Source organism: Tenacibaculum sp. Mcav3-52 (genome assembly GCF_022347665.1).
GTDB classification, from domain to species: Bacteria; Bacteroidota; Bacteroidia; order Flavobacteriales; family Flavobacteriaceae; genus Polaribacter; species Polaribacter mesophilus.
Window position 1 is genome coordinate 514,349 of record NZ_JAKRGE010000003.1, and the last position, 14,154, is coordinate 528,502.

The 14,154-nt window shown below is 31.6% G+C and carries 8 protein-coding genes; 3 read left to right on the top strand and 5 right to left on the bottom strand.

Going from position 1 to position 14,154, the window contains the following annotated elements; all coding sequences use genetic code 11:
* Positions 1–56: 56 nt before the first annotated feature.
* Both pbpC and MHM83_RS11650 read right to left on the bottom strand, forming a co-directional pair.
* Positions 57–2,411, bottom strand: a complete 2,355-nt coding sequence (gene pbpC, locus MHM83_RS11645; RefSeq protein ID WP_239179913.1) for a penicillin-binding protein 1C — start codon at positions 2,409–2,411, stop codon at positions 57–59.
* 113 nt (positions 2,412–2,524) lie between these two features.
* Complete coding sequence (locus tag MHM83_RS11650; RefSeq protein WP_239179915.1) at positions 2,525–8,020, bottom strand: alpha-2-macroglobulin family protein; 5,496 nt, start codon at positions 8,018–8,020, stop codon at positions 2,525–2,527.
* Between the two features lie 258 nt (positions 8,021–8,278).
* Here MHM83_RS11650 and MHM83_RS11655 point away from each other — a divergent pair, with 258 nt between their 5' ends.
* The 3 genes from MHM83_RS11655 to MHM83_RS11665 all read left to right on the top strand — a co-directional run bounded on the left by MHM83_RS11655 (position 8,279) and on the right by MHM83_RS11665 (position 9,892).
* Entirely contained in the window at positions 8,279–8,860 is a 582-nt protein-coding gene (locus MHM83_RS11655; RefSeq protein ID WP_073183535.1) for a tRNA-(ms[2]io[6]A)-hydroxylase, read from the top strand.
* Positions 8,860–9,297: a DUF4268 domain-containing protein gene (locus MHM83_RS11660; RefSeq protein WP_047790571.1), complete on the top strand. Its 438-nt coding sequence runs from the start codon at positions 8,860–8,862 to the stop codon at positions 9,295–9,297. The genes MHM83_RS11655 and MHM83_RS11660 overlap by 1 nt, the downstream gene beginning before the upstream one ends.
* A gap of 103 nt (positions 9,298–9,400) precedes the next feature.
* The gene (locus tag MHM83_RS11665) at positions 9,401–9,892 is read left to right on the top strand and encodes a CAP domain-containing protein (protein WP_047790570.1); all 492 of its coding nucleotides are present in this window, start codon (positions 9,401–9,403) and stop codon (positions 9,890–9,892) included.
* Between the two features lie 52 nt (positions 9,893–9,944).
* Here the strand turns inward: MHM83_RS11665 and MHM83_RS11670 are convergent, their stop codons facing one another.
* The 3 genes from MHM83_RS11670 to MHM83_RS11680 all read right to left on the bottom strand — a co-directional run.
* The gene (locus MHM83_RS11670) at positions 9,945–11,834 is read right to left on the bottom strand and encodes an OmpA family protein (protein ID WP_159616746.1); all 1,890 of its coding nucleotides are present in this window, start codon (positions 11,832–11,834) and stop codon (positions 9,945–9,947) included.
* Between the two features lie 11 nt (positions 11,835–11,845).
* Positions 11,846–12,787 (bottom strand): PorP/SprF family type IX secretion system membrane protein, encoded by a 942-nt coding sequence (locus tag MHM83_RS11675; RefSeq protein WP_159616748.1) that lies wholly within the window; start codon positions 12,785–12,787, stop codon positions 11,846–11,848.
* A gap of 10 nt (positions 12,788–12,797) precedes the next feature.
* Positions 12,798–14,154: HYR-like domain-containing protein (locus MHM83_RS11680; protein ID WP_239179918.1), on the bottom strand; the 1,357-nt coding region annotated here is incomplete at its 5' end.

The window sequence follows — 14,154 nt, forward strand, 5'->3', positions numbered from 1 at the left end:
TTTATATTTAAAAAAACTAAAAATACAGCTTTTAATTAAACCGTATTTATATTTATTTAATTTTTTAGTTCAATAATCCTTTTCAGCTCATTCCCAAAATCATCTATAACTGTTATTGTATGAACTCCTTTTTTTGGCATAACAGCTTGTTCATGATACTGTTCTGTTATTCCAATAAATTGTTTATTTAAATACCAATATACTTTTGCCTCTGCATTGGCGTGTGTGAGCTTTAAAATTATAGGATTTAACTTATTATTCTCTCCTCGTGTTAACGATATTTTTGATGTGAGCTTAGCAGGAAAAACAAAATCCATTGTATTACTTTCCAACTGGTTACAATCTGATCTATATTTTGGAAGTGATCTGTAATCTGCGTTATTCTGCTGATAATAATAAGCCATTAGTGGTGGTAATACAAACCATGGTTTTGTTATCATGTTAGAAATTGATTCGCAATTTGAGTTCACTCTATATTTTTCAGATATATCTACCGTTATTTCTTGGTGATACGGGCATGACTTGGCTTTCATAGCACTTTTTTGAACTCTTTTGGTTATTACTGAAGGACAAATTGTCTTAGCTAAGAACCCGCTTTTCTCACAAATAGCAGCTTCTATTAAATCTTCATAGGGTTCTAAAAACCAGTTAGATTTCGGTAACACATCAAAAACATTAAACATTAATGGAGCTGCACTTCCAACTCCTGTTAAGTCTGGACGTCCCTCTCCATCAGAATTTCCTATCCACACCCCTACTACATATTTTGGGGTAACTCCAACTGCCCAAGCATCTTTATTTCCAAAACTTGTACCTGTTTTCCATGCTATTTTTTGAGACGAATCATAATACTTCCAAGCTTGATCTGTATAAGGTCTATTTACCTCTATTAAAGTGTTTAGTGTTAAAAATGTAGCTCCAGCATCTAAAGTTATATAGTCTTCTTGAACTTTACCAAAATCTGGAGTTCCTTCTGACAAAAAACTAGGTTCTATGAACTCATTTTGGTAATACTTATGTTTTAGTTCTTCATAGTGATTTACAATTCCTGCGTATCCTGCAAAGGTTTTACATAAATCCCATAAACTAGCTTCTGCTCCTCCTAAAATCAAGGAGAGTCCATAATAATCTGCTGATTTATTAATATCGCTAATGTGATATGCTTTTAAATCTTCTCTAAATTTTTCCAATCCGTATCGCTGTAACATGCGTACTGAAGGAATGTTCAGTGAACGTGTTAATGCTTCGTTCGCAGGAACTGCTCCATCAAAAGTTAGATTGAAGTTTTTTGGTGAATATCCTGCTATTTCTGTTGGTACATCTGCGACTAATTGACTAGGTAGTAAATCTCCCGATTGTAGCATTTGCGCATATAAAAAAGGCTTTAAAGTACTTCCTGTACTTCTTGGAGCGATGATATTGTTCACATCTTTTTGATGTGCTTTATCGGTTGGAGAATTCCCTACATAAGACAGTACTTTTCTTGTTTTAACATCTAACACCAATACTGCCATATTGTAGACTTCATTTTGTTTTTGACGGAAATAATGCTGCTTTGCTAAATTATTTACTTGCCTTTGCAAATGAATATCAATAGAACTTTTTACACGTTGTCCTCTATACTGTTTAGTTACTTCTTGTACAAAATGTGGTGCTACTGTAGGTAACGGATATGGTTTTTGTGGTAACTCTTCTTCAATTGCTAAATCATATGTTATTTGATCTATTATTCCTTCTTCATGTAATTTTTGTAATAACCTATTTCTTTTATTTTTTAGCTTTTGTTGATTTTTTCCCGGATAAATCAATGAAGGAGCATTGGGTAATACAGCTAGAGTTGCTGTTTCTGCCCATGACAATTGATGTGGTTTTAAACCAAAATAACGCCACGAAGCCATTTCTAATCCAACAACATTTCCTCCATAAGGAGCATGAGATGCATAGAGGTTTAGAATTTCTTTTTTTGAGTGACGAAATTCTAATCGAGTGGCTAGTATTAATTCTTGTAGCTTTTCAAAATATGAGCGTTCTTTATTCTTTCTTGATAAGCGAATTACTTGCTGTGTCAATGTGCTTCCTCCTCGTACAACTCTTTTCGCTTTGATGTTTTCTACCATTGCTTTTCCTATTGAAATAGGATTAAACCCGAAATGCTTATAGAAGTAAGCATCTTCAAATTGTAAAATACAATATTCAAATTTTCTAGGCACAGAGTCTAACTCAGGAAATCTCCACTGACCATCGCTGGCTATTACAGCCCCTAATAATTCGTTGTTTTTTGCAGTAACAACTGTTGATGTAGGTGTCTCAAATAATTTTTTAGGTAGGCTGAAATAATAAGCAATCACCACAAAAACTGTGATGATTGCTTTGATTTTATTTTGTTGTATCCATTTGAAAATTGTTTGCATAAATTATTTTATGTGTCAAATTTCTCCTAAAAAATATCCCTCGTACCCTCTTTTAAAATTTAACAAATAACAAACAATCACTACAAAAACCGTAATGATTGTTTAGAAACTATTTACTTAATTACCTTAATCCACTGTCCCTTAGTACGAGCTATATAATCGTTGTCATACATTGCTTCTACTTGTACTCCTGGTAAATAATATTCACCTAAATACGAAGCATTCACTAATACTCTAAATGTTTTGGTTTCGTACTTCTTCAAGGTAAAGTAGTTACTGATACTTGCATCTCGTATATCGGTATAATCTACTTTTGAAGATGTTGTATTGTTTCCAAAATCAGTAAAACGTGTATTTACAATTTCCCATCCTGAAGGAATGTATTGCGTTAATGCTACATTTTCAATGGTTTCACTTGTTGGATTTTTCACTGTAACTTCTGCTACAAAATTGGTTCCTTGTGACAAGTTATCTGGAGTAATACGAGCTCCATCTTTTGTTTTGTATGTAATAGTAGTTTCTAAATTCTTTTGGAATACTTTTTCTTCACCTACTGGTAAAATTCCTTTGTTTAGTATACGTACATATAAAACTCCGTTGTTTTTGTTAGTTATTTTTAATGAATTTTCTTTTTGAATAGCTATTAAATCTTTTGCTAACAGCGATTTTGAAGTACTTGCTTCTCCTGACGCCTTATTTAAAATATAACTTGTATTAATTCCGTCACTACCGCCATTTTTTAGAGCATATTGGCTCATTGCCAACAAACTATAGGCCGTAGTTTGTGTGCTCATCCAACGCTCGCTTGATAGATTTTCAGCAATTTCTTTTGCTAACTTTATTGATTTAGTTTCGTCATCCAACAACATATAGGTTTCTAAAGACATTGCTTTGTTTCTAGTTTCAGAACCATAGTTTGAATAATATCGTTTTGTATAGGTATAACCGGTTATTCCTTTTAAAATAGATTTTGCTATAGCCTTTTTACCTATTAAAGCATACGCGCTTGCTAATCTCATTTTTGCTTCATCTGAAACTCCCATTGATTCGCGTAAACGGTTCATTGATGCTAAATCAGGACTATTTGCTAAACTTAACGTGTATAACCTATATGCTTGTGATAAAGAATTATTGTAATAACGTGAGTTATTTCTCCAATTACGTGCTTGTTGCTTTTGATATCCTATCCATTTTGATTTGAAACCAATAGGTAGCACATATCCTTTCTTCTCGGCCGCTATCATAAAATGACCTGCATAAGACGTTCCCCAACTATCTGCGGTACTATTTCCTTGCCAGTATGACAATCCTCCATTAGATAATTGGAAATCTGATAAACGTTGAATTGCTGCTTTTATATTTCTTTCTGTTGAAGCTATCTTCTCTTTTGATAATTCAAATAATTCTGGTAAAAACAACTGTGGAAAAGCACCTGAAGTTGTTTGTTCTACACATCCATGCGGATAACGAATTAAGTATCCCAAACGCTTGGTAAAGTTCATTGGTGGTAAGGTTGATAATTCTAACGTAGCTCCGTTCGTTCCTTTGGTACCAAAACTTGTAAAGTTAATCTCCCCTACTTCATTAGATTTCAATACGACATCTTTTACTTCAGTAGTTACTGGATTTGGGTTTAACACATCTATTTCTACTTCGTAAGATGCTTTTTCTCTTCCTGAACTTGCGTCTATTTTTACTTTACCAATTCCTTTAAAATCATTTACTTTTAAGGTGAAATACGCCATTTTTTCATCTGGCTGACTAAATGAAACGGTTTGTGTTTTATCTCCTACAATAGTATATGCTTCGTTTGGTTGTACTGTAACTTTTACATTTTTAATGTTTGGTTTCATTGCAAAAACAGTAACTGGTAAGGTAACAGTTTCTTGTGGTGTTATTTTACGAGGCAATGATGCTAAAATCATTACTGGTTTTCGTACAAAAGCTGTTTTTTCATCGCTACCGTACGCATCTTTTTTAGTATCAGTAGCCACCACCATAGCTCGAACAGATCCTACATATTTAGGTATTTTTATTTTATGTTCCTTACTGTCTCCTTTTTCTAAATCGAAAGGGCCTAAATACGTAACCATTGGTTTGAATCGATTCGCTTTTCGGTTTTTACTTCCTGCCTCTGCTTCATCTCCTCCAATACTTAATATTTGATTTACTTTTCCACCGTAAGCACCAATAACGTCATCAAAAATATCCCAAGTTTTTACACCAAGAGATTGGCGTGCATAGAACACTCCCCATGGATTTGGTGTTTTAAAACGTGTTAAATCTAACAAGCCTTCATCCACTAACGCAATGGTATAGGTCATTGGTCTACCTTTTTCTTCTTTTACTTGAATAGTAGCCGTAGACTCTGGTCTTAACTCGTCCGCTAACTGGATTTTTGGTTCTAATTTCGTTGCAGGATTGTGTACCAACATTGGTATTGAACCGTACATACGAATTGGTAAATCGTTTACTGTTTGACTATGTTTTTGTAACAATGAAATATTTACAAATACATTTGGTGTATAACTCGCTTTTACTGGGAAACTAAACGATGTTTGTTGTGCTTGTGTTGGTACCCAGAAATGATCTAATACTTCTGTTCCGTTTTCTATGGTAATAAACGCTTTTCCTCCTTCTGAAGACGGAAACTTCACTGTTGCTTTTTCATCTACTTCATACGATTCTTTATCGGTTGTAAATACCAACATCGTAGCGTTACTTTTATCTTGATTTCCTTTTTTCTTAGCATACCAAGAAGGCCAATCAAAATATACTACATTTGAGGTAACATGCTTGCTTTTTGAATCTTTTACTTTTATTAAATAACGTCCCCAATCATTTTCATCAACCTTTAATTTAAAAGTTCCTTTACCACTTGCATTTGTTGTTACTTTTAATTTCTTATAAGGTTCATGATAACGTGTACCATCATAACTAGACAATCCATTATCAGAAGTACTCCACCACCAACGCCATGATAATTTATATACATTTACTTCTAAAGTATTTGCTATTCCTACTCCTTCTTCGTTTACTGAAGCTACATTAAATGTATAGTTTTCATCTGTAAATAAATAGTTTTTAGATTGCGGTTCTTCAGCATCTTGTAATCCAGCATACGAAGTATACGGTGACACTTTGTTAGAGAACACATCTGTACTAAAGTCACCTCCATTTTCATACACTTTTGTAATAAAACTCGCTCTTAACATTCCTGGAGCTTTACTATCTAATTTAGGTTTTACCGAGAACTTAGTAGTTCCTTCATTACTTAAACTTCCTTTTAGTACTTTAAACTCTTCTGTTCCAAATCGACGAGTTACATCATCAAAATTATAGCTTTTGAATTTTGAAAACTCCGTATTGGTTTGTGAGAATTTTCCGTTGATATCTAACTTTAATCCTCTTGCTATTGCTCCATGTAACCATTTTACTTCTACATTTCCTGTAATAGTTGAATTTGCTTTGATAAACTCTGCATCTGTAGCTAGTTTAATTTTTAATCGATTCGGTTTAATAGTTTCAACTTTTAATGTTTTGTTGAAAACAGCTCCGCCAACACTTACACGTAACTTCCAATTACCAGTAATAGCTTCTGGGTTTGTTATAGGAGCGTATGTGTATACATTGTTTGATTTTTTTGGAAGTACTTTTCTATCGATTATTTTTCCTTGCGGATTTATTAATTCAAATTTTATTGGGTGTTCCTCTGGAATTGGATTCGCATTATCGTTTAAAACAAAAGTTAAAAACAATTGATCTCCTGGTCTCCAAACTCCTCGTTCTCCATAAATATACCCTTTGATTCCTTCTTGTAATTTCACTCCAGAAACATCAAACTTACTCATTGAAAGTGCATCACCGTCTTTCAATTTCACATAAGTTGTATTGTTGTTTTTAGTAACTACTGCAAAAAAGGCATTAGTAACATCAGAAAAAGAAACTACTCCTTCTTTATTAGTTGTTGCTGAAGCTACTTCTTGCTTTTGTAAATTATATAAAATTACTTTTGTTCCTTCTATAGCATCTGTGGTAAGTATATCTGTTACTGCTACTAACGTTTTATTATTATTTCCTTTTTTAATTATAACTCCAATATTAGTAGCTAAAATATTTGTACTAATATCTTTGTTATAATAGTATGACGTTGTGCAAGGATCCTCTCTATCTCTCCAATTATAATCGTAGTAATAATCGTCATAGTAATTAGGGTTGTCATAGCTTTTGGTATCTATCTCCTTTTTTCCGAAAACGATGGTTTTCGTTGAAACACCTTCTGCACATTTATAATTTGAATAGTCTTTATTAAATGAAAACTCGACTCTATACATCGCTCCGTTTTCCACTTTTATTATTTCTGCTAAATCAATAGCAAAAGCATTTTCTTTACTTAGATCTAATCCTTGATTACCAAGGTTTACTGTGTATTTAGCTACAGGACGCCCTACATAACGTAAATTTCCTTGATTACTTAAACTATTATTTTGTAAAAACTGTAATACATTTTCCTTATATACTTTGTAAATTGTAGCATCAACCGCTTTTAAGTTAACTGCACTAAAATTTATTTTTAGGTTATTAGAGTTTGGAAGTATTGATCCACTCTTTATAAACTTTACCGCAGGCTTTAATTCTTCAAAATAAACCGTTTTAATTGTGTTTTCTTTTAAAGTATAACCATCCACACTCTTAATTCCTTTGAAAATCTCTAAATCAACTTTTTGTGTAAATGATGATTTTGGATATACTGTTACTTTGTTACTATTTATCTTGTATGTAAAAGCTCTTTTTTGAGTATTTAAAAACTGAATAAGTCCTTTTAAATTTTGTGATTTTTGTAATGGGTCTGAGAAGCTTATTTCAATATGTTGTTTATCTATATCAATAACTTCAACATTTAATATCTTAAAGTTGTTTTTTCCTGTTATGGTAACTTCTCTACTTCCTTTGGACTCTGACTGAATTGGTGTTCCAGTCCACTCTACCTTTAATTGTTTGTCTTCCTCATAGCGCTCTATACTGTCTATCTTAAAGTAAACTTTAGAACTTACTTTACCTACAGTACTAAACTTTATAGCTTTTTCTTTCCCATTATATGTAGCTCTAATTAAAGAAGGAATTTTTTCCGTTTCTATAATATCACTAGCAATTAACTCTCCTTCTACTGCATATAGTTTTTTATTATGAACACTTGGAGCTTGTAAAGAAACGTTGAATAATAATTCTTTAGTTTTTACTTTAACAGTAAAGTTCTCTAAATCTTCCTCTATATCTTCATATAATTTAGATAAATGAAGTGTTATTAAATATTCTTGATTGCTTTTTAGTTTTTCAGCTGGAACAAAAACTAACTCATTATCATTTAAAACTACTTCTCCTTTTATAGCTGGTTTTGTAGTAATAACTTCAGTGGCATCAAAGTTTGTCGTGACTTTATTTTTTAATACAAATTTTAAGTTAGGGTTTACCGATATTAGCTTATCTGGAAAAACACTAATATATTCACCAAATTCATTTACATTACTTTCTGTAGTAACTGTTTTTTTACACGAATTAGCTGTAATCATTAAAAAGACTAATGCTAAAGCGCCAATAATTTTTCCCATTTTTTTTTGTAACTGTAATTTCATTTCCTTAGAAGTTTTCTGTCTTTCTCTATTTTATCTAAAACTACTGAAAAATATTTTTAAAATATTACCCTATTTAGAATTTGTAGCAATCTATTTAGTATTCGTAATTCGGATCAATATTTTTTAAAGCAATTTTCTTAAGAGATTTTTTCAGCAACAAATTTACCATTTTTAGAGTATTTATAATACAATTAGCACTTATATTTTTTACTTTTACAACCTCAATTACACATTATGCTTGGATTACAATTTGACACAGAAACTTCATGGGTTGAAGTTGCTAAAAACGGATTAGAACAACTATTAACAGATCATGCTTTTGCTGAACAAAAAGCTGCTTCAAATGCTGTGTCAATTATTATCAATTACTCTGAAGAAACTGAACTTGTTAAAGATATGAGTGATATTGCTATTGAAGAAATGGAACATTTTAGGATGGTACATAACATAATGATAGAGCGAGATATGGTTTTAGGACAGGCTACTAAAAACGATTATGCTTTAAAATTGCAAAAATTTTTCCCTCATACAGGTAATAGAACAGAAGCGCTAATTCACAGACTTTTAGTTGCTGCTCTAATAGAAGCACGTAGCTGTGAACGTTTTAAGGTTTTTGCTGATAATATGGAAGATGAACAATTATCTAAATTTTATTTGGATTTAATGGTTTCTGAAGCAAATCATTATACCTTATTTTTAGGGTATGCTCGTAAGTATATGGATCGTGAAATCGTTGATAAAAAATGGGAAGATTTATTGGCTTTCGAAGCCGAAATGATGCGAGAAAGAGGTAAAACTGCAAAAGTTCACGGATAGTGTTTAGTAAAGAAGAATCTGCCCGATTGCGTAAAGAATTTTGGACTAGTTTTGGAAAATCTTTTCCAAGAAAATGGTTGTTATACAATACCAAAATAAAGGGATTTGCTTTTAAATTTCAAGCGGATAGAAAAAACGCTTCAGTTTGTTTAGATTTCGAACATCCAGAAGATGTAGCCAATGAATTACTTTACGATCAACTTCTTTCTTTGAAGAAAATATTGGAAACAGAATATTTACCTGAAGTTATATTTGATGATAATTTTGAGTTAAACAATCACAAAATTATTCGTAGAATTTATATCCCTTTTGATAAAAAATTTAGTATTCACAATAAAGATACTTGGAGAGATTGTTATGAGTTTTTTGTAGAGACTATGACACAGTTTGAACTGTTTTTTTATGAATATGAAGACTTTATAAAACAGGCTATCTAATCATACAAAAATACGTTTAAGCATAAAAAGAAACTTGTTTTAAATTGTATTTTGTACTATTTTTGGACTTTTAAAATAATTTAACCCCTAACCCCTATTAAAAATGAATAACTTCCCCTTTAAGTTATTGGTACTATGTTGTGCCTTAGTTTTCTTTTCTTGTTCTTCAAATGAAAATGAATTAATTGACTCTCCTTCTGATTCTACCGTTAGCATAGAAGAAAAATCAATAGAAAATGAAATTCTTGATCTTATTAATGATTATAGATTAAGCAAAGGCTTATCTACTTTAAAAAAACTTGAAGCTATAAAATCTCAAACATATAATCATACTATGTATATGATAAAGAAAAAAGAGCTTTCTCACGATTTTTTTCATGATCGTAAAGATTATTTAGTTGAAAACACAAATGCTATTAAGGTTGCTGAAAATGTAGCTTATGGATATTCTACTGCTGAATCTGTTGTTAATGGATGGATTAAAAGCGAGGGACATCGAAAAAATATTGAAGGTGATTTTACCCATTTTGAAGTGACTGCCGAAAAAAACACTGGTGGTACATGGTACTATACCAATATTTTTGTAAAAAAATAACAATAATAATATCTAAGACCTCTATTTTTAAAATAAATAGAGGTCTTAGATATTATTTTTTATAATCATTAACAATTATAAATTTTGAGCGTCTGTTTTCTTGATGCTCTTCATCTGAACAAGGTACACCATTAGAACATTTGTTCACCAACTGCTTTTCTCCATAACCAATAGCACTTTCTATCCTGTTGGTAGCTATACCTCTTGAAAAAATATAATCTCTGGTAGATTTAGCTCTTCTATCTGATAAAATCTCATTGTATTTATCACTACCCCTACTATCTGTATGAGCTTCAATTTTAATAATCATTTTTGGATGATTCTTCATTACTCGTACAATATGCTCTAGTTCATAAGCTGCATCTGGTCGTATATTCCATTTATCAAAATCGAAAAATATAGGATCTATCACTATTTCGTTTCCTATAATTAATGGTGTTAAATATAAATCACGATCTATTTCTATACCTCTTACATCTGTCGTTTCAATATTATTAATGAAGTCATCTTTATAATCTAGTTTTGTTCCTCTTAAAGAAAATTTCTTCTCACATTCAACTTCAAAAACGAAAGTGGCATCTTCTTGAGTTACGAACCTTTTTACAACTTTTCCTTTAAAGTCTATAAGCTCTACTAAAGTGTTAGGTAAAATTTCTTTTGTTCTTTTATCAAAAGTTCTCCCTTTAATATATTGTTTACACTTTAAGGTTTTAAACTTATATAAATCATCCTGTCCTTTTCCTCCTGGTCGGTTAGAAGAAAAGTACCCTGTTTTTGCATCTTCATTATAAAAGAAAGCAAAATCATCATATCCACTATTAAATGGAGCTCCTATATTTATAACTTCTGACGAGTTATTTTTTAGTAAATCAGATTTAAAAATATCTAATAATCCTAAATTTGCATAACCATCCGAAGAGAAATATAAGGTATAATCTTTAGCTACAAAAGGAAACATTTCTCTTCCTTTTGTATTTATTTTATCTCCTAAGTTTATTGGTGCTCCATACTCTCCATTAGCTAAAATAGCTACTTTATAAATATCCGTTAACCCATAACTATCTGGTCTATCAGATACAAAATATAATGTTTTATCATCCGGACTCAATGCTGGATGTCCACTAGAATACATTTTATCATTAAACGGTAACTCTTCAATATTATCCCATTGCCCATTAACCAACGTAGCTTTGAATATTTTTAAATGTGATGTACCTTTTTTACTATACTCTAGTTTTTTCTTTTCGTTTAAATTATTTCTTGTAAAATATAACGTTTTCCCGTCTTTAGTTATTGCTACACTCGATTCATGAAAACCCGTGTTAATTTTAGAAGATACAATAGGAATAACACTTACTATACTATCTTCATCTTTTTTATTTTTAATAATTTTGGCTTGATATAAGTCTAAATACGGTTGGTTATTCCATTCATAAATTTCACCATCTTTTTTTCTTGTCGAAGCAAAATATAGTTTTTGTCCATTTACATACGTTCCAAACTCTGAGTTTTTAGTATTAATTTCTAAGTTTGCTACTACTACAGAGTCTTTATTAAGTGTTTTTAATTTATTATAGTCAACATTTTTTACTTTTAACGCTTTGTCAGATATCTTTTGAAGCCATTTATCTGCTTTGTCATACTCTCCTATACTTCTAAGTGACTGTACATACTTATATATAGCATCATCAGTTAAGTTTTCTTTTCTATTTGAAGCAACTCCATACCAATAAGCAGCTTGTTTAGAGTTTGAGTTATTATAATAACAATCTGCCAACCTTGTTATCATATCCACCCCATCATCTCCTTCGTTTATGGCTTTTTTATAAAATTCAGCTGCTTTTACATACGCATATTCTTTATAAAATTTATTTGCTATTTTTCTTTGAGAAAATGCAAAGCTTGATAAAAAAAGTAGTATCAGTGTAATTTTTGTCTTCATAACTATCCTTTTTAAAAATATCTAGGAGATTTCGTTCTATATGACTTAGGAAATAACTCAAACATTAATAATATTTCATGTGTACCATTTGAGTATTGATTAATGTCTGATAATGGATGCTCGTACGCGTAACCTATTCGGAACTGACGAGAAACTTGAAAATCTACTAAAGCCCCTAAAGCTCCTGTGTTTTCATTGATTCTATAAGAACCTCCTAACCAAAATTTTTCATTGAATAAGAAGTTTGCTGTTATGTCATATGATACTGGTGCTCCATTCGTTGCTTTAATTAACGTCGCTGGCTTAAACTTTACATTATCACTCAAATCAAAAACATATCCTCCTGTTAAATAATAACTTACTCTGTCTATAATTCCGTAATTAATTCCATTAACAACCAAATCATTATGATCTATATTTAATAATCTTGGAGCTGAAAACCCCACATACCATTTATTTGTATGTAATAATAAACCGCTCCCAAAATTAGGTTCCCATCTATTTTGAATCCCTGAAATTCCTGGATCTGATCCTTCAGTTGCTATTAAGGCATCATCTATATTGTATTGAGTAAATCCTGCTTTAAGTCCAAAGGCTAATTTTATATCCTCATTAAGCTGAATCGTATATGAGAAATCTCCATATAAATAGGTGAAATTTTCATAGCCTAATTGATCATTTATAAATGATAATCCTAATCCTATTTTATCATTTCTAAGTGGAGTGTGAATAGATAGGGTTTGTGTTTCTGGTGCTCTATCTAATCCTGCCCACTGACTTCTATGCAGTCCAACAATACTCAGTACTTCTCTACTTCCTGCATATGCAGGGTTGATAGAAATTGTATTATACATATATTGAGTAAACTGTGGTAGCTGTTGTGATTGAACTGTTAAAACTGTTGCAAAAAACAGTACAATAGTTGCTTTTAATAGCTTGTAATTTTGGTTCATAGCTATAATATTATTTGGTTCCTAAGTAAATTGCTCCTGTAAATGGTTTTAACCCACTATTTTCTAATATTACAATGTAGTAATATGTACCGGCCGGTAATCTTTCTGCTGATCCAAACGTTGCTCCATCTGAAGTTCCGTTCCAATTATTTGCATAATTTTTAGATTCAAAAACTCTAGCTCCCCAACGGTTAAATATTTTTACATTGGCTATAAATCCACAGGATTCAGCTCCTGTAACTTCGAAAAACTCATTCCATGAATCTCCATTAGGAGTTACTGCTTTTGAAATTACCACATCTTCTTGCCCACATGGTAATACTAAACAGTCATCGTTTATATTAATCGTAACTTCTGTTACTGTTAAACAACTACTATTTGATGATGTATATGTAAACACATAATCTCCTAAATTTACTCCTGACGGATCAAAACTTCCATCATTAGATATTGTAACGCTTCCTTGAGTCACTTCCCAAGTTCCGTTTTCACTTTGATTTGCCAAATAATCATTTAAGTTAATTTCGCCATCGTCAATACACCTTGAATCCGCTATTTCTGTTACAGATGTTTTTACAGTTACTGTAATATACTGTATAAAGTCTGCTACATTTCCACAGTCATCTGTAACTGTCCATTTTCTTGTAATTGTATAATCGCTATCACTTCCATCAAACGTACTTGTTTCCTCAAAGTTAGTTTGTGTTACATTTGAAGAACAATTGTCTGTAAATTCTAAAGTTGGAACATCAGGAACAGTATCACATTCTACTATAATGTCTTCTAATGTTGATACCAATTGTGGTGCTTCATTATCTTCAATAGTTATTACTTGAGTATGCGAAGCTTCATTACCCGCACAATCTTCTACTGCCCATGTTCTTGTAACTGTATACTCTGATGCACATATATTGTCTTGTCTTGAAAATTCTTCTGAGTAATTCACAGTTACAGAAGTATCACAGTTGTCTGTTGCTGTTAAAACTACTGCTGCTGGAATTGCGTCACAACTTACTGTTGTATCCGTTGGTAAAGTCTCTACAAACTCTGGTGCTACTGTATCTTCAACTGTTACTACTTGAGTATGTGATGTGGTATTGCCTGCACAATCTTCTACTGTCCATGTTCTTGTAACTGTATATTCTGATGCACATGCATCATCTTGTCCTGAAAATTCTTCTGAGTAATTCACAGTTACAGAAGCATCACAATTATCGGTTGCTGTTAAAATTACTGCAGTTGGAATTGTATCACAACTTACTATTGCATCTGCTGGTAATTCCTCTACAAACTCTGGAGCCGTAGTATCTTCAACTGTTACTACTTGAGTGTGTGATGTACTATTACCTGCACAATCTTGAACTGCC